The organism is Haloactinospora alba, from assembly GCF_006717075.1.
Taxonomy (GTDB): domain Bacteria; phylum Actinomycetota; class Actinomycetes; order Streptosporangiales; family Streptosporangiaceae; genus Haloactinospora; species Haloactinospora alba.
In genome coordinates this window covers 1,816,268-1,832,456 of sequence record NZ_VFQC01000001.1, presented here as the reverse complement: position 1 = coordinate 1,832,456, position 16,189 = coordinate 1,816,268, and the positions used below count along the sequence as shown (strand labels likewise).

15 protein-coding genes are annotated in these 16,189 nt (G+C 69.6%); 8 read left to right on the top strand and 7 right to left on the bottom strand.

Translation table 11 applies throughout. The features are described from left to right. Positions 1 to 69 precede the first annotated feature (69 nt). The 4 genes from FHX37_RS08275 to FHX37_RS08260 all read left to right on the top strand — a co-directional run bounded on the left by FHX37_RS08275 (position 70) and on the right by FHX37_RS08260 (position 3,406). Positions 70 to 1,038, top strand: a complete 969-nt coding sequence (locus FHX37_RS08275; RefSeq protein WP_141923338.1) for a threonine ammonia-lyase — start codon at positions 70 to 72, stop codon at positions 1,036 to 1,038. Between the two features lie 202 nt (positions 1,039 to 1,240). Continuing rightward, the gene (locus FHX37_RS08270) at positions 1,241 to 2,233 is read left to right on the top strand and encodes an NAD(P)H-dependent flavin oxidoreductase (RefSeq protein ID WP_141923336.1); all 993 of its coding nucleotides are present in this window, start codon (positions 1,241 to 1,243) and stop codon (positions 2,231 to 2,233) included. Positions 2,234 to 2,254: 21 nt separating this feature from the next. Next, positions 2,255 to 3,151, top strand: a complete 897-nt coding sequence (locus FHX37_RS08265; RefSeq protein ID WP_141923333.1) for an oxygenase MpaB family protein — start codon at positions 2,255 to 2,257, stop codon at positions 3,149 to 3,151. Positions 3,152 to 3,160: 9 nt separating this feature from the next. Then, a complete protein-coding gene (locus tag FHX37_RS08260; protein WP_141923331.1) occupies positions 3,161 to 3,406 on the top strand; it encodes a DUF3099 domain-containing protein in 246 nt (81 codons plus the stop codon). Between the two features lie 159 nt (positions 3,407 to 3,565). On the opposite strand, the gene FHX37_RS08255 is transcribed toward FHX37_RS08260, so the two are convergent. Next, the gene (locus tag FHX37_RS08255) at positions 3,566 to 4,663 is read right to left on the bottom strand and encodes a pyridoxal-phosphate-dependent aminotransferase family protein (protein WP_141923329.1); all 1,098 of its coding nucleotides are present in this window, start codon (positions 4,661 to 4,663) and stop codon (positions 3,566 to 3,568) included. Between the two features lie 284 nt (positions 4,664 to 4,947). Here FHX37_RS08255 and FHX37_RS08250 point away from each other — a divergent pair, with 284 nt between their 5' ends. Continuing rightward, the gene (locus FHX37_RS08250) at positions 4,948 to 6,462 is read left to right on the top strand and encodes an aminopeptidase P family protein (protein WP_246062196.1); all 1,515 of its coding nucleotides are present in this window, start codon (positions 4,948 to 4,950) and stop codon (positions 6,460 to 6,462) included. Positions 6,463 to 6,495: 33 nt separating this feature from the next. On the opposite strand, the gene FHX37_RS08245 is transcribed toward FHX37_RS08250, so the two are convergent. Then, the gene (locus FHX37_RS08245) at positions 6,496 to 7,425 is read right to left on the bottom strand and encodes a serine/threonine dehydratase (RefSeq protein WP_141923327.1); all 930 of its coding nucleotides are present in this window, start codon (positions 7,423 to 7,425) and stop codon (positions 6,496 to 6,498) included. A gap of 194 nt (positions 7,426 to 7,619) precedes the next feature. On the opposite strand from FHX37_RS08245, the gene FHX37_RS08240 reads away from it, so the two are divergent. Next, complete coding sequence (locus FHX37_RS08240; RefSeq protein ID WP_141923325.1) at positions 7,620 to 8,525, top strand: LysR family transcriptional regulator; 906 nt, start codon at positions 7,620 to 7,622, stop codon at positions 8,523 to 8,525. Between the two features lie 87 nt (positions 8,526 to 8,612). Then, a complete protein-coding gene (locus FHX37_RS08235; protein ID WP_141923323.1) occupies positions 8,613 to 10,151 on the top strand; it encodes a carboxyl transferase domain-containing protein in 1,539 nt (512 codons plus the stop codon). An 80-nt stretch (positions 10,152 to 10,231) separates the two neighbouring features. Here FHX37_RS08235 and FHX37_RS08230 read toward each other — a convergent pair whose 3' ends face one another. Continuing rightward, entirely contained in the window at positions 10,232 to 11,077 is an 846-nt protein-coding gene (locus FHX37_RS08230; protein WP_141923321.1) for an urea carboxylase-associated family protein, read from the bottom strand. A gap of 491 nt (positions 11,078 to 11,568) precedes the next feature. Between FHX37_RS08230 and FHX37_RS08225 the strand changes: the two genes are divergently transcribed. Beyond that, positions 11,569 to 12,234, top strand: a complete 666-nt coding sequence (locus FHX37_RS08225) for an endonuclease (protein WP_141923319.1) — start codon at positions 11,569 to 11,571, stop codon at positions 12,232 to 12,234. Between the two features lie 23 nt (positions 12,235 to 12,257). Here the strand turns inward: FHX37_RS08225 and FHX37_RS08220 are convergent, their stop codons facing one another. From FHX37_RS08220 to FHX37_RS08205, 4 genes are all read right to left on the bottom strand, one after another. Next, on the bottom strand, positions 12,258 to 12,935 hold the full coding sequence (locus FHX37_RS08220) for a class I SAM-dependent methyltransferase (RefSeq protein WP_394344485.1): 678 nt from the start codon (positions 12,933 to 12,935) through the stop codon (positions 12,258 to 12,260). A gap of 364 nt (positions 12,936 to 13,299) precedes the next feature. Then, the gene (locus FHX37_RS08215; protein ID WP_141923317.1) at positions 13,300 to 13,929 is read right to left on the bottom strand and encodes a LutC/YkgG family protein; all 630 of its coding nucleotides are present in this window, start codon (positions 13,927 to 13,929) and stop codon (positions 13,300 to 13,302) included. Continuing rightward, entirely contained in the window at positions 13,926 to 15,359 is a 1,434-nt protein-coding gene (locus tag FHX37_RS08210; RefSeq protein ID WP_141923315.1) for a lactate utilization protein B, read from the bottom strand. Before FHX37_RS08210 ends, FHX37_RS08215 begins: the two co-directional genes overlap by 4 nt. Then, complete coding sequence (locus tag FHX37_RS08205; RefSeq protein ID WP_141923313.1) at positions 15,356 to 16,096, bottom strand: (Fe-S)-binding protein; 741 nt, start codon at positions 16,094 to 16,096, stop codon at positions 15,356 to 15,358. The genes FHX37_RS08210 and FHX37_RS08205 overlap by 4 nt, the downstream gene beginning before the upstream one ends. Between the last annotated feature and the right edge of the window lie 93 nt (positions 16,097 to 16,189).

The window sequence follows — 16,189 nt, the reverse complement described above, 5'->3', positions numbered from 1 at the left end:
TCCATTCCACCCGTCCCGAGCCGACAACGCGGTGTGCACCGCGCAACGGTACCGGGCACAATCCCCCCCATGGAGCTGATATCGCTCTCCGACATCGACGACGCCGCGGTCCGCATCAGACACCGGGCGCAGCGCACACCATTGCTCTGGTACCCGTGGGCTCCTCCGGAGTCGCCACTGTGGCTCAAACCCGAGAGCCTGCAACCCGTGGGCGCGTTCAAGATCCGCGGTGCGGCCAACGCCCTGGCACTACTGGACGAGAACTCCCGTTCCCTGGGCGTGGTGACCCACTCCTCCGGCAACCACGGGCAGGCGCTCGCCTACGCGGCGAGAGCGGAGGGAGTCCGCTGCGTCGTGGTCGTTCCGGAGGGCGCTCCCCGCGTGAAAACCGACGCTATGCGTGCCTTCGGTGCCGAACTCGTCACTGTTCCGCCGGAACAGCGTCTCCCCACTGCGGAGAAACACACCACCGAACAGGGGCTCACCCTGATCCCCCCTTTCGACCACCCACACGTCATCGCGGGCCAGGGAACCGTGGGTGCCGAGATACTCCAGGACCTTTCCGACGTTGACACCGTACTGGTTCCCGTCGGGGGCGGCGGCCTCGCCTCCGGGGTAGCCACAGCGGTGAAGGAGCAACACCCCGGGACAACGGTTCTCGGCGTGGAACCGGAACTGGCCTCGGACGCGGCGGAGAGTCTGGCCGCCGACCAGCTCGTCTCCTGGCCTCCGGAGCTGACCGGACGCACCGTCGCCGACGGGGTGCGCGTGACTCTCTCGGAGCTCACGTTCCGCCACCTGCGGATCCGTCTGGACGGAATCGTCACCGTGACCGAGGACGAGATCCGTTCCGCGGTGGGGACGCTGGCCCGCTCCGCCCGTCTTGTCGCCGAACCCAGCGGAGCTGTCGCCATGGCCGCGTTCCTCTCCGGAAAGAGCCCGGCCGGCCGGACAGTGGCCGTCGTCTCGGGCGGGAACGTGGACCCGGAACTGTTGGCCGAAACCCTCACGACTGGCGGGTCCGAACACCAGGAGTGAGGCTCGGCCACCCTGTCCGGGACCGTAGCCCGTGTATCACGTGGCGCCGGAACGCGCCCGCGCGGCAGGTGCCCCACCAGGGGAACGGACCGTCCCCGGTACGGACGAGCGCGGACGCGGCGAGGGGAGGGCCGACGCCCTGCAGGCCGCGTCCGGAGGGTGTGCCACCCTACCGGGTGGGTTCATCCGGGTGATTGGGGGAATGATGGGAATCGTCGGTGACAGCGGAGTCCCCGTGATCGCGGCTCCGATGGCGGGAGGAGCGAGTACTCCCGAACTCGTCGCCTCCGTGAACGCCGCTGGTGGTTTCGGCTTCCTGGCGGCGGGCTACAAGACGGTCCAGAGCATGACCGAGCAGATCCACCGCACCCGTGCTCTCACCAGCCGGCCGTTCGGTGTCAACGTTTTCGTCCCCGGGCCGGACGACACGGACCCCGACGAACTCGCCGCCTACCAGCAGCGGCTCGCACCCGAAGCCGAGCACCACGGCATCCAGCTCGGTGAGCCCCACTGGAGCGACGACGACTACCCAGCGAAACTGGCCGCCCTGGTCGACGACCCGGTGCCATGGGTCAGCTTCACCTTCGGCTGCCCCGGCCAGAGCGACATAGCGGCACTGCAGGGCGCCGGAAGCTCTGTCGCGGTTACCGTCACCACACCCGACGAAGCCCGCACCGCTGTGCGGGCCGGGGCCGACGCCGGGGGGCACCAGGGATCGTTCGATGCCGGTGAACGCACCCTTCCGCTCGCCGAGCTGCTGCCGCTGGTGCGCGCCGCGGTCGACGTGCCACTGATCGCGGCCGGCGGCATCACCACCGCGGAGGGAGTGCGTTCCGTGATCGACAGCGGAGCTGTGGCCGCCCAGCTCGGCACCGCCTTCCTCCGTACGCCGGAGAGTGGTGCCAGCGCTACCCACAAGGACGCCCTGGCCGATCCGCGTTTCACCACCACGGAGGTCACACGCGCTTTCAGCGGAAGGAACGCGCGCGGACTGGCCAACCGTTTCCTGCGCGCCCACAGCGCCGCGGCCCCGCATGCCTATCCCCACGTGCACTACCTGACCGGACCGCTCCGGGCCGCGGCGTCCCGTGCGGGTGACACCGAGACCCTGCACCTGTGGGCGGGTACGGGGTACCGTGCGGCGGTCGCCCGGCCGGCGGGGGAGATCGTCGCCGAACTGTCAGCGCGGATGTAGACGACCCGTGGGGAGGCGCGTGTGCGGCCGACAGCCGTCCTGCCGGAAGAGAGCACGTGGCAGGTGCACCTCGACCGGACCATGTGGGTCGCCGGTGTGCGGTCCCTCATGCTGCAGGCCCTGCACCCCCGAGCGATGCAGGGAGTGTGGCAACGTTCGGATTTCCTGGACGACCCCACCGGCCGGCTGCTGCGCACGGCCGACTTCGTCTCCACCACCACCTACGGCCACTCGGTGGAAGCCCACGAACTCGGGCGGCGCATCCAGCTCGTCCACAACCAGCTCACGTTCACCGACCCTGCCACCGCTACCCGCCACCGTCCCGACGAGCCCGAGCTGCTGGTGTGGGTGCACTGCGCCGAGGTGGCCTCCTACCTGGAGGTCGTCACCCGCGCCGGCCTGCGTCTTCGCAGGCGGGAGGCGGACGACTACCTCGCCGAGCAGGCCCGCACCGCTGCTTACGTGGGCGTGGACCCCGCCGATGTTCCCAGCTCCGTCGCCCAGCTGCGCGCGTACCTCGCACGGACACGGCCCCAGCTGCGCACGAGCCCGGAAGCCGTGGCCACCGTGCGCTACCTCCTGTGGCCCGAGATGCCCGAACGGTTGCGTCTTCTGGCGCCGCTGAAGCCACTCTGGTTCCTCGTGGGGGCTCTGGCGTACCACACCCTTCCCCGGTGGGCACGGCGCGCCTACAACGTGCTGCCGGAACCGCCCGGCTCCCAGGTAGCAACCACAGCGGCGCTGGGAGCGCTGCGGACGGGTCTGCACGCGCTGCCCACCGACCTGTACGACCGGCTGTTCGCCGAGGAGACCCGGGAACGCGCCCGAGCCGCGCGCGTGCGCCTGCACGCCGCCGGCTACGACGTCAGCCACGGCCTGCTCGGGCTGCGGGAACCGGCCCGATGGCCGACCGGATAAGCTGGGAGGATGGAACGGCGCAAGCGCCGCTACACCGCGATCATGGTCACGTGCCTGGTGCTGTTCGCCGGGTCGTTCCCGGTGTACCACCTTTGGGGAGTATGGGGGGCGGCGGGCATGTGCGCCGTCGCGATGCTGCTGCCTCCGGTCGCCGCGGCCATCGGAAACATCGCCGACCCGAGCGATCCCGGTGACCACGCCGCGCGTTACGGTCCCAACGCCGACCGGCCGGGGGAGAAGCCCCCGGAAGGATAGCCGTGGTCCTCGGCGGACGCGATCCTCCGTTCCGGAACGGAGCGGGCGGGGTCGGCACGCCTGGCAACGCTACCGCTCCTGCCGGGCGCGGGAACGGCACACGGAGCCCGGAAGACGTGTGTGGCCGGGCCCCGCCCGGGACCCGGCCACGTCCTAACGTCAACGTCCCAGAATGCGGCCCAGTGCTCCCAGCAGCAGCTCTGCCCGGTCCAGGCGGGCGTTGTGCCCCATGAGCCCGATACGCCACACGGAGGACGCGTACTCGCCAGCGCCCGCGCCGATCTCTATGCCGTACTCGACGAGGAGCTGCTCGCGGACCTTGGCGGAGTCCACACCCTCGGGCACGCGTACCGACGTGAGCTGCGGAAGGCGGTACCCCTCGGCGGCGAACAACTCCAGTCCCATCTCCTGCAGACCGTTCTGCAGAAGCTCTCCGGCGGCCCGGTGCCGTTCGGTGACTTCCTGCAGCCCCTCGTGCTCGATCCGTTCCAGAGCAGCGTCGAGCGAGGCGATCATCGACACGGGAGCCGTGTGGTGATACGTCCGACCCCCGGGGCCGCCACGCACGTAAGCACCCAACAGACCCAGGTCCAGGTACCACACCGGCGGGACCTCCACCCGGCGTGCCCAGGCACGTTCGGAGAACGTGAACGGCGCCAGGCCCGGCGTGACACCCAGGCACTTCTGCGTGCCCGCGTAGGCGATGTCCACGCCCCAGTCGTCCACGGCCATCTGGCTGCCCGCCAACGAGGTGACGCAGTCGGCGACCAGGAGGGTCTCCGGGAGGCGCTCCCGCACGGCCTGCCCCAGAGCGGCCATGTCGCTGGCCACCCCGGTCGACGTCTCCGCGTGGACCGCCGCGATGATGGCGGGGGAGGGGTGGGCGGCCAGTACGCGTTCGACATCGACCGGTTGGCCCCACGTGTGGTCAACCCGGACCACCTCGGCGCCGTACCGGGAAGCCACCTCGCACATGCGGGTACCGAACAGCCCGTTGACGGCGATCACCGCGACGTCTCCGGGCCGGACCGTGTTGGCGAAGGCCGTTTCCATACCGATCGATCCGGTTCCCGACAGCGGAAGCGTCACCGGGTTGGACGTGCCCCACACGGTCCGAAGCCGGGCACACGTGCCCTCCAGTACGTTGATGAACTCCGGGTCGAGGTGTCCCAGAGGAGGCGCGGCCAGTCCGGCCGTCGCCTCGGGGTAGGGATTGCTCGGTCCAGGTCCCAAAAGAGTGCGCTCGGTCAAAGGCATACCGGACACTGTAAGGGCCCCCTCGTTGGATCGGAGCAACCACCCCCGGATCTGGCGCCCGGTCCCACATGCCGGGACGCGCTCGACGGAGGGTGACGTGACAGTGCCATTACGGGAGGGATCTTCCGGGGTGTCCGCGCCGGGCGGGAGGTGCCGTTCTCCCCTCTCCGCGCGGGCCCGGAACGCGCGACAGCGCTCTGGCACGGGACAGCTTCCGCCTACGATGGAAGGAGACCGCCGAGACGCGGAGCTCGGAACCACGCACTCGACGAGGAGGGCACACCGTGAGCGAGTATCAGGGCCAGCATGCCGGGGAACGAGGGGGCGAAACCACGGACGCTCCGGTGTTCACCCCCCGTAAGAACGGTATGTACCAGCACGTGTCCGAGGAACTCGCTGCATGGATGCGTACTGGCTGGGCGGACACGGACCGGCGGAACCTCGACCCCGTCGAACAGGCCGCCCACACCGCGAAACGCCGTGCGGCGCTCAGCGCGCGGTTCCCGGGGGAACGGCTGGTCATCCCGGCGGGTCAACTCACCACCCGTTCCAACGACACGGAGTACCCGTTCCGTGCGGCGTGCGATTACGTGTACCTCTCCGGTGACCAGTCGGACGGGGGGTGCCTGGTCTTCGAACCGCATGTCGGTGGTGGCGGTCACGACGTAACCATCTACCTCTACCCCCGTTCCAACCGGGAGAACGGCGAGTTCTGGCTGGCCGGGCACGGAGAGCTGTGGTCGGGGCGACGGAACAGCCTGCAGGAGGCCAGCGACCTCCTCGGGATCGCCACCCACGACGTTCGGGAACTCACCAGCGTGCTGCGCGACGCGCCGGCAGCGCCCACCCGGATCCTGCGCGGCCATGACGACTCACTGGAGAGGCTGCTGGCGGAACTGCGTGGCGGCACTCCTGACGCCGAGGAAGCCGCGGCCGAGAGGGACGCCGAGCTCGGCACCGCCCTCCACGACCAGCGGCTGGTGAAGGACGACTGGGAGATCACCCAGCTCCAGCAGGCGGTCGACTCCACCGTTCGCGGTTTCCACGACGTGGTGTCGGCGCTTCCCCACGCCCAGGCGACCTCCGAACGCTACGTCGAGGGCACGTTCTTCCTGCGTGCCCGCGTCGAGGGCAACGATGTCGGCTACGGAACCATCGCCGCGTCGGGCCCCAACGCGACGACCCTGCACTGGCAGCGCAACAACGGTCCGGTACGTGCCGGGGACCTGTTGCTTCTCGACGCCGGCGTGGAGACCGACACCCTCTACACCGCGGACGTCACCCGCACCGTTCCGGTGTCGGGGACGTTCACCGACGTCCAGCGCCGCGTGTACGACCTCGTATACGAGGCCCAGGAAGCGGGGATCGCGGCCGTGGCGCCGGGGAAGCCGTTCACCACCTACCACGAGGCCGCCCAGCGCGTGCTCGCTGAGGGGCTGATCGCGTGGGGGCTGCTGGAGGGTCCGGTGGAGCGTGTGCTCGAACTCGGTCTGCAGCGGCGCTACACCCTGCACGGAACGGGGCACATGCTCGGTCTGGACGTGCACGACTGCGCCACTGCCCGTACCGACGTCCACCTGTACGGCACACTGGAGCCGGGAATGGTACTGACCGTGGAACCGGGGTTGTACTTCCAGCCCGACGACCTTACGGTGGGCGAGGAGCTGCGGGGGATCGGCGTGCGGATCGAGGACGACGTGCTCGTCACCGCCGGTGGGAACCGGGTTCTCTCGGCGGACCTGCCGCGCCGTTCCTCCGACGTGGAAGTCTGGCTCGCCGAGCGCCTTCCCGCCACCTGACCTCGCGGCCACGGTCCCCGTACTGCGGCGCCGTCACTCGGCAGGCTGCCAGGCGGTGTTGGCGCCGCAGATGACCAGGCAGGGGCATTCGCCCGGGACCCGGCCGGCGAGCCAGGCCGCGAACGGAACAGCGGCAGCGGGCTCGGCAGCGATCCGGAACTCCTCCCACAACCGGTCACGGGCAGCAGTGATCTCCTCGTCGGTGACGAGCGTCGGAGTGGGCGGATGCGACCGCAGTACCGCGAAAGGTACCTCGCCGAGCCGGGCCGCGCCCAGGGCGGAGGAGGCGACCGAGTCCACGGTGGTGTCGACGGGTCGGCCCGCGGCCAGTGCCGCATGCAGGCTCTGGCACCCCTCGGGTTCGGCGGCGACAGTGTGGCGCCCGCCGCTGCCCAACGCGACCCCGGCGGCGAGTCCCCCGCCGCCGACGGCGACCACGACCGTGTCGCACTCCGGGGAGTCCTCAGCGATCTCCCCACCGATCGTTCCCTGGCCGGCGACGACGTACGGGTCGTCGTAAGCGGGCACGTAACGCACGCCACTGGTGCGCGCGTGCTCGTGCGCTGCTTCGGCAGCCAGGGCGTAGTGCTCTCCCACCCGCACCAGCTCGGCACCGGAGGTGGCCAGTCTGCGTGCTTTGGCCTCCGGGACGCTGGTGGGAACGTACACGGTCGCGTTGATGCCCAACGACCGCGCCGCTGTGGCCACTCCCAGCCCGTGGTTCCCACCCGAGGCGGTGATGACCGAGACCGTTCCGGGCTCCGCGGCGAGCGCGTTGAGGGCGCCGCGGAACTTGAACGCCCCGGTCCGCTGCAGCTGTTCGAGTTTCAACACGAGGGGACGTCCGTCCACGTGCGTGCGCAGCACGGGCGTGCGCCGGGCGTGGTCGCCGATGCGGGCGGCTGCCGCACGCACGTCATCGCTCGTGGGGATGTGGGGTAGCGCTGTTGTACTGGATCCCATGCCTTCACTGTGCCCCGGAGTATCCTTAAGTTAAAGTTAAGATTGCTAAAGACAGTTAAGTGTTCCTTTCCGAGGGGAGGGAGCCGAACCGGACCGGGATCCCCGGCCGGCGCCGCTGCTGTCGCTGTCCCACAGGGATGCCCGGGTGCCCGCTGGCGCGGTGGCACCTCCCCGTCGCGCATCGAGGGAAACAAATGCTGGATGCGGACCGCGTTCGGGTCCTCGTGGAAGTAGCACACGCCGGTTCGATCGCCGGAGCCGCCGAACGCATGGCTTTCACCCCTCCCGCTCTGTCCCAGCAACTCGCGAAGCTGGAACGCGACGTGGGCTGTTGCCTTGTGGAGCGCGGCCGCAACGGGGCCCGACTCACGGAAGCGGGAGCAGTGCTGCTGGAGTACGGGGAGCGCGCCGTGGGCCAGCTCCGGGACGCCGAGATAGCGGTGCGCGCCGCGGCCGGGGAAGCCCCGAGCAGGCTCTCCCTGGGTGCCTTCGCCAGTGCGGGAAAGGTCCTCGTCCCCACGGCACTCGCCGAGTTCAGCACCACCCACCCCCAGGTGCGTCTCACCCTGTCCGACGTCGAACCACCCGACGGCTACGGCCGTGTTACCGCGGCAGACCTGGACCTGCTCATCACACACCGTTACCCAGGCACCCCCCTTCCCGCGGCGACGGGCCTGCACCGGGAACAACTCCTCACCGACCCGCTGCTCCTCGTCCTTCCCGACGGCCACCCGGCGGCCGCGGCCGCGGCACCCCGCCTGGCGGAGTTCGTGACCGAGGAGTGGATATGCGGAGCCCCCGGTATCTCCAACCGGGCAGCGCTCGAGGCCGCGGCCGCGGCGGAGGGGATACGGCTCACGGTCGCCTACGAGACCCACGACTACGAGGTAACCCTCGCCCTGATCCGGGCCGGGGTGGGGATAAGCCTCATCCCCAGGACCATCCTGCGTGCCGCCCCTGCCTCCGGTTGGGTATCGCGGCCGCTCGCCGGAGCGGAACAGGCCCGGGAGATCTACGCCGTGCACCGCCGCCGCCCCCGCGCGCCGGTGTCGGCGATGGTGAGTACCCTGCGCCGGGCCGCGTGCCGCGCCCTGGGATAATCGGGGGATCCGGCCGGGGCCGCTCGCCGGGCGACGGCACGTCTCCGGCGCCGGTACCGCACCCACCACGAGAGCGGAGCGTGCAGCGTGAGCCGCCATCGCAGTGTCGCTGAGCTACTGGAAGCCGTCCTGGACCCGGGGTCGTTCCTCTCCTGGGACACACGGCCCGTCGAGGTGCACCCCAGCGCTGACTACTCCCGCCAGCTCGCCGGGGCGCGCGAGCACAGTGGGCGCGACGAGGCGGTCGTCACCGGGGAGGGCCGGTTACGCGGACGACGCGTGGCCGTGATCGCCTGCGAGTTCTCCTTTCTCGCCGGATCCATCGGCGTGGCCGCCGCCGAACGCCTCACCAGCGCGGTGGAACGGGCCACCGCCGAGGGGATGCCGCTGCTGGCCTCGCCCTCCTCCGGCGGGACCCGGATGCAGGAGGGGACTCTCGCGTTCCTCGCCATGACCAAGATCTCCGCGGCCATCGCCGCGCACAAGGCGGCAGGGCTGCCGTACCTGGTCTACCTGCGGCACCCGACGACGGGCGGGGTACTCGCGTCGTGGGGCTCCCAGGGGCACGTAACCGTTGCCGAGCCGGGAGCGCTCATCGGGTTCCTCGGGCCGCGCGTCTACGAGGCCCTGTACGACGCCCCCTTCCCGGAGGGGGTGCAAACCGCCGAGAACCTGCGCCGTCGCGGTCTGGTCGACGCGGTACTGGCCCCACACGAACTCCCGGATATCGCCGAGCGGGCTCTCAACGTGCTGCGGGCACGAACGGAGCGAGCAGCCGAACTCGTTGCCCCCGAAAACCACGGGACGGACACAAGGGAAGAGGACGACACACCGGCCTGGGAGTCCATCACGCGCTCTCGCAGGAACGGCCGTCCGGGGGTGCGTCACCTGCTCCACTGCGCTGCCACCGACGTCCTCCCGCTCAACGGCACCGGTGAGGGAGAGACCGATCCCGGTCTGCTGCTCGCCCTGGCCCGCTTCGGACCCGCGCCCTGCGTCCTGCTGGGCCAGGATCGCGCCCGGCAGACCAGGGAGCACCCGTTGGGGCCCGATGCGCTACGTGAAGCCCGCCGGGGCATGCGTATTGCGCGTGAGCTGGGGCTTCCCCTCGTGACAGTGGTGGATACGCCGGGAGCCGCGCTTTCCAGGGAGGCCGAGGAGGGCGGAATGGCAGGGCAGATCGCCCGCTGCCTGGCCGAGCTGGTCACGTTGGAGGCACCGACGGTCGCGGTGCTCCTCGGCCAGGGCACGGGCGGGGGAGCGCTGGCGTTGACCCCCGCCGACCGCGTCCTGTGCGCCCAGCACGCCTGGCTGTCCCCACTCCCCCCGGAAGGCGCCAGCGCCGTCATGTACCGCAGCTCCGGTCACGCGGCCGAGGTGGCGGAACAACAGGGGGTGCGGTCCGCGGAGTTGCGCCGCAACGGCATTGCGGATCGCGTCGTCCTCGAGGGCAGCGGCGCCACCGGGGCGGGTGAGCCCGACGCGGCCGACGAACCGGAGGAGTTCTGCACTCGTATGGGAGAGGCACTGCGCCGTGAACTCACCGCCCTCCTGGCGGACGACCCGAACCACCGCATGACCCGCAGGCACCAGCGCTACCGGAACCTGGGGTCGGGTCCGGGGTGACGGGCGCTGTCGGTCACGAGTGGCTGGTGGTCCGGAGGTGACAGCGCCCTGGACGGCCAGCGCGGGAGGTGCCTCCCGGATCAACCCTCGTGGCCGCTGGGGAAGCCGAGTCCGTGCATACCGGCGTACTGGGCGCGGCGGGGCGGTTCCCATCCGGCCAGAAGCCGGGAGTGGGGACGGTACACCTCAACACCCAACGGGCGGCAGACATCCCGGGGATCCCCGGCGTTCGGACCCCACAGGTCCACGGACAGGTCGCCACCGGGGCAGGTGGAGAGCGCCATCAGCAGGTCGGTCTCGGCGAAGAACTCGATGTGGTCTCCCGGCGCGGCCGGGCTCGCCTTCATGAAGTAGCGATCCTCCCCGTTGAGACCGGTGCACTGGAACACGTTCAACACGTCGTGCACGTCGAACTCGGTGAGTCCGTAGGGGAGCACGGCCCGGGTGAGGTTGGAGTGGCAGTGGAAGTCGGCGTCCTCTCCGGTGAGGACGCGGTTCACGTAGGGGTCGCACCGGCTGCCGAGCAGGTCGTGCACCCGGCCGCCGTCGCTGTCGGTTCCGTACCATTCCAGGGAGTCGGCGGTGATGGTCGCGAGCGGCCGCAGGAACGGCAGCGTGGACCACAGCCGGTCGAAGGTGGTGACATGAGCGGCGTGTAACTGCCGGGTGCGTGCGGCCCACATGCGCTCGCGCGGATCGTGCCGGTTCCAGATGTTGAGGTCACCCACCTGCGGTCCTTCGGGGGTGGTGATGCGGCACAGGTGGCCTGCCGGAACCTCCCAGGCCCGACCGGAACGGACCGGCAGGACGAAGCTCTGTACCGTCTCCTGGCGGCTGTCCTCACGCGCCAACCGGGAGTAGAACTCCCTGTCCACGTCCAGGGCGCTTCCAGGAGCGGCCCGATAGGCCGCCTCCGGTGTCACCATGATGATCTCCTTGCTTACGGACCGGAGGGCAGTGGTCGAGGGGCGTGGTGCGTGTGGCCGGACCGTGGACTGGTGCGACGCCGGGAACGCCCGTACCTCCCGGGACGGGCGTTCCCGGTCCGCAGGAGGCGGTCCGTCCCAGGGGCGTGTGTCGCTCGCCGACGGGACGCACACGGCGCCCCGTCGTTTCGCCAACCGCTGTACACACCTTCACATCACCCGGCTGAGGGCGATTGTTCAACAATATAACAAGAAAGAGTGACTGCTCCGCTGGCCCGTACCGGCACGGGAAGCCGCTCTCGCGCCGTTTGCCGGGAGACGCAGCACCGTTCGCGTCTCCAGCTGATGCTTCGGGCAGGACAAGTCCGGGAAGCTGCACTGTCGGGGCTCTGCGTCATCTCCCGGGAGGCGCCGTCTCCCGTGGCCGTCCCGCCGCCGCCCGTGCCAGCGTGGTTGGGGCGGCCGTCGAACGCGAGGAGAGGAGGCTGGTCATGACAGACCAGGAAACACGTGACCACGAGCGCACCGCGCAGGCCGTGCTTCGTGCGGCGGGGGACACGCTGGCGCAGCAAGCGGGAATCCGGATGGCGGACGAACCCGCACCGTTGTGGCAGCTCCTCACCCTGGTGAACCTCCTCTCCACCAGGATCTCCGCCAGTATCGCCCTTGCCGCCGCGCGGGAGATCAATACCGCGGGCGGTACCACCCCGACGAACATGACCCGGCTCAGCTGGCAGGAACGCGTGGACGCGCTCGGGAGGGGAAAGTACGTACGCTACGACGAGAGCACAGCCACACGCCTCGGAGAGTGCGCCCAACTGGCGCTCGACGAGTACCACGGCGACCTGCGGGGTCTCGCGTCAGCAGCGCAGTACGACCGGAAGCGGGTGCTGCGGGAACTCCAGCGCTTCCCGGGGATCGGTCCCACCGGTGCCGGGATGTTCTGTCGTGAGGTCCAGGCGGTCTGGCCCTGGCTACGGCCCTACACGGACCGCCTTGCCCGTCGCGGAGCACAACGTCTGGGCCTGAACACCACCGGGGCGGAACTGCAGGGACTTGTCGCCTCTGGTGACATGGCGGCCCTGGCAGCGGGACTCGTCGCTGTGGCCCGCGACGACGCGCTCGCCGAACGGGTTCTTCGGGAGGCAGGGCACTGATCCGACCGCGCGCGGGACCGGCGTCAGTGGGACGCCTCGGAGAGGTCGTGCCGCCGGGCCGTCCCCTCATCCGGTTCCCGACCCGTGTCGGATTCCCTGACCAGGCGAATCTTGGACTGCTTGTGGGGGAGCTCCTCCCAGTCCTCCATGAACCGGCCCCGCAACGAGTACTTCGCCGCCAGGTCGAGGAGTGTCTCCGTACGGTAGTAGTAGTCCTCACGCAGTACGTGGTGCTCACGGCCGGTAGCGCGGTTGAACGTGAAGTCGAAGAAGCCCCCGGGCGCGAGCACGTCGCTGACGTTGGCGAAACACTCCTCGATCACGTCCAGGGGGCAGTGGGAGAAGACGCTGTGCGCGTTGATGACGGTGAAGTATCCGCGCGGGAGGGATCCCATTTTCAGGTCGTTGACCAGTGTCACGTTGGCGAGCTTGTTCTGCAGCTCGTAATCGCGCAACGTGCGCTGGGCGGACAACAGGATATCCGGCGAGATGTCTATCCCGTAGTAGTGGCCTTTCTCCAGGTAGGAAATGAACCGCCAGCCCGCGCGTAGGTTTCCACAGCCGATTTCCAGCATTCGGTCCTGTGGCGTGAGCCCGTGCTCCACCAGGTAGTCGAACTGCATTTTGCCGAGCTTGAGCCACCGGCGGTGGTTGGCGCTACCGACCGCCGCGTTGGGATCGTCAGCACTGTCGTGTGCCATGACCGCACGGTAGTAACTGACATGATTGCGATGGAGAAAACGCAGTTTGGCGTCGCGGGTCAACCTTCGCACATAGGGATATATCCGGTCAGGGTGCCGAATTCCGTGCTGGATCCGTGCCAACAATCCCATTTTCGTTCCGCGTTGGCGCTTACCGTGGTCGTGCATGGTTGCAGTCAAGCAGTAGTGGGGTCGCTCCGCAAAACTCGGCGTGCCGCCGCTCGTGTTTCGGCGTGCGACGACGCCACCGCACGCCGGTTTCCTCGCCCGCTCCGGGTTCGGCAAGCGCTCGGAAAGGGAGAGGCGTTCCGGGGCCGACGGATTCTGGCAGTGCCGCTCCGGAACCGTGAGCTCCCGAGGAGCCTCATTCCACCAGGACAACGTCCAGGACCCGCGGCCCGTGCACCCCCTCCACCCGTTCCAGCTCGATGTCGCTGGTGGCGGAGGGTCCACTGATCCAGGTCAGCGGGCGGTCGGGATCCAGTCGGTGAAGCGCGTGCGGAACGCTTGCCACCACATCGGACGCGTTCACCACACATACGTGGTGGTCGGGTATCAAGCTGATGATCCGGCGGCCCTGCGCCGCTCCGCTGTCCAACACCAGCGTCCCCGTCTCCGCGACGGCCAGCGCGCACCCGGTGACGACACTGTCGGTCCCCTCCAACGTCGCCACGTCCACCCCGTCGTCGCGGACGACCTCGGCCGCGGTACTGGTGAACCACACCGGAGGAGCGTCCGAAGCGGTGACGGCGCGCCGCGTTCGCCGTTGGGACAGGACCGCAGCGATCGTGTCGGGAAGGCCGCCGCCGGTGGTCCGGTGGACCTCCGCCCGGTAGTCCGCGATCCGTCCGGCGAGGAGCTCCAACCTCTCACCCTGCTCGTGACTGGCCGCGTACGTCTGCGGTACGGAGACGTCCGGGGGCGCCTCCCCAGCGGGTACGTCGGCCAGGGCCGCACGGATCCGTCCCAGGACCCGTTCGCGTGACCCGTTCACGCGCCGCTCTCCTTCCCCTCGGCCCGGTCGCGCCACCACTCCCGGAACGTTCTGCCGGGTACGGACGGTAGGTCCCGGCTGTCGGTCCAGGCCGAGGCGGGAGGGGGCAGGCGGCGGGGCACCACCGACCGCGCCGCCGTCGCCGCTGCCTGGGCCAGACCCAACCTGCGGTGGCCGCCCAGGACCCAACCGGCAGCGCGCATCGCGGCCTTCTCGGATCGGTGGCCCGGTTGCGAGACCACCTGTTCACGCAGTCGTACGAGAACGTCGGGAATGTCGATGGACACCGGACAGACCTCGTAACAGGCTCCACACAGCGAGGAGGCGTACGGTAGGGAGGCTTCCGGCTCCGCGGTGGTTCCCCGGAGCTGGGGGGTGAGGATCGCACCGATCGGTCCGGGATACACCGAACCGTAGGCGTGACCGCCGGTGCGTTCGTAGACGGGACAGACGTTCAGGCAGGCTGAGCAACGGATGCAGCGCAGGGCCTGACGCCCCACGGTGTCGGAGAGTGCGTTCGTACGGCCGTTGTCCAGCAGCACCAGATGGAACTCCTCGGGGCCGTCCCCCGGGGCCACGCCGGTCCAGGTCGAGGTGTAGGGGTTCATCCGCTCCCCGGTCGACGAGCGCGGCAGCAGTTGCAGGAACACCTCCAGGTCGGACCAGCTCGGTACGACCTTCTCGATTCCCACCACCGAGATCAGGGTGCGCGGCAGGGTCAGGCACATACGTCCGTTGCCCTCGGACTCGAGTACCACCATGGTCCCGGTGTCGGCGACGGCGAAGTTCGCCCCGGACACCGCCACGTTGGTGGTCAGGAACCTGTCGCGGAGGTGCCTCCGGGCCGCCTCCGCCAGCGCGCGGGGGTCGTCGGTGAGCCCCTCGGGGGCGGGAGTCCCCCACTCCGCCATGTGGGAGGCCAGGATGTCACGGATCTCGGCACGGTTGCGGTGGATGGCCGGAACGAGGATGTGCGAGGGCCGGTCCTCGCTGAGCTGCACGATCAGTTCGGCGAGGTCGGTCTCGTAGGCGGTGATGCCGGCCTGGCCGAGAGCTTCGTTGAGCTCGATCTCCTGGGTCGTCATCGACTTCACCTTGACGACCTCGCTCTCGCCGGTGTCACGCACGAGACGGGTGACCAGACGGTTGGCCTCCGCAGCGTCGGAGGCCCAGTGCACCCTGCCCCCGGCCGCCTGGACCGCGGACTCCAACCGCTCCAGATAGAGGTCCAGGTGGCGCAGCGTTCGATTCTTTATGGCCTGGCCTGCCGCCCGCAGGTCCTGCCAGTCGTCCAGTTCGGAGACCGCGGCGTCGCGCTTCTCCCGGATGGTGCGGGTGGCCGTACGCAGGTTGCTCCGCAGCTGGGCGTCGTTCACCGCCGCACGAGCCGCGCGTGGAAAGCCCGGCATTCCCATGAACGCCGTACTCATGGCACCGTCGGCTCCTGTTCTGTGGAGGAGAGGATCTCGGCCAGGTGGACGGTCCGGACACCGGTGCCGGCGCGCTGTGCGGTTCCCCCCAGGTGCATCAGGCAGGAATTGTCCACAGCGCACAGCACCTCGGCGCCCGTCGCGGACACCTGGCCAAGCTTGTCCGCGGCCATAGCAGCGGACACGTCGGCGTTCTTCACCGCGAAGGTCCCGCCGAACCCGCAACACTCCCGGGCCTCCGGCAACTCGACCAGTCTCAGCCCGCGCACCCGCTGCAGTAGCTCGTAGGGCCTCGACCCGAGACCGAGCATCCGCAGGCCGTGGCACGTGGGGTGGTAGGTGACGGAGTACGGGAAGTACGCTCCGACATCGCGCACCTCCAACACGTCGGTGAGCAGCTCAGTGAGTTCGTACACGCGTGGCAACAGGTTCTCGACCTGGCGGGCGAGACGGCTTCCCGGTTCGGCCAACCGCCGGTAGTTGTCCCGGACCATGGCCGCGCACGACCCCGACGGAACGACCACTGCCTCGGCGTCGGAGAACGTCCGCACGAAATGCACCGCGATCCGCTGCGCGTCCCTGCGGTACCCGGTGTTGTAGTGCATCTGCCCGCAACACGTCTGGGCCCGCGGAAACACCACCTCGTGACCGAGACGTTCCAACAGGCGTACCACGGCACGTCCCGTGGCGGGAAACAGCGTGTCGTTGAGGCAGGTGACGAACAGCGCGATCCGCATGTCTTTCCCACCGTTCCGAGATTGGACGAGCCCGTGCGGTAGCCGGGCCGGAGACCGTGCCGACACGTAAGGTACATGTTCGTCGGGAACCGT

Excerpts from the sequence above, each read along its gene's own strand:
- FHX37_RS08255 (WP_141923329.1), bottom strand. The coding sequence starts at position 4,663 with ATGCCTTTGACCGAGCGCACTCTTTTGGGACCTGGACCGAGCAATCCC.
- FHX37_RS08245 (WP_141923327.1), bottom strand. The coding sequence starts at position 7,425 with ATGGGATCCAGTACAACAGCGCTACCCCACATCCCCACGAGCGATGAC.
- FHX37_RS08260 (WP_141923331.1), top strand. The coding sequence starts at position 3,161 with ATGGAACGGCGCAAGCGCCGCTACACCGCGATCATGGTCACGTGCCTG.
- FHX37_RS08225 (WP_141923319.1), top strand. The coding sequence starts at position 11,569 with ATGACAGACCAGGAAACACGTGACCACGAGCGCACCGCGCAGGCCGTG.
- FHX37_RS08270 (WP_141923336.1), top strand. The coding sequence starts at position 1,241 with ATGATGGGAATCGTCGGTGACAGCGGAGTCCCCGTGATCGCGGCTCCG.
- FHX37_RS08230 (WP_141923321.1), bottom strand. The coding sequence starts at position 11,077 with ATGGTGACACCGGAGGCGGCCTATCGGGCCGCTCCTGGAAGCGCCCTG.
- FHX37_RS08240 (WP_141923325.1), top strand. The coding sequence starts at position 7,620 with ATGCTGGATGCGGACCGCGTTCGGGTCCTCGTGGAAGTAGCACACGCC.
- FHX37_RS08275 (WP_141923338.1), top strand. The coding sequence starts at position 70 with ATGGAGCTGATATCGCTCTCCGACATCGACGACGCCGCGGTCCGCATC.
- FHX37_RS08220 (WP_394344485.1), bottom strand. The coding sequence starts at position 12,935 with ATGGCACACGACAGTGCTGACGATCCCAACGCGGCGGTCGGTAGCGCC.
- FHX37_RS08205 (WP_141923313.1), bottom strand. The coding sequence starts at position 16,096 with ATGCGGATCGCGCTGTTCGTCACCTGCCTCAACGACACGCTGTTTCCC.
- FHX37_RS08210 (WP_141923315.1), bottom strand. The coding sequence starts at position 15,359 with ATGAGTACGGCGTTCATGGGAATGCCGGGCTTTCCACGCGCGGCTCGT.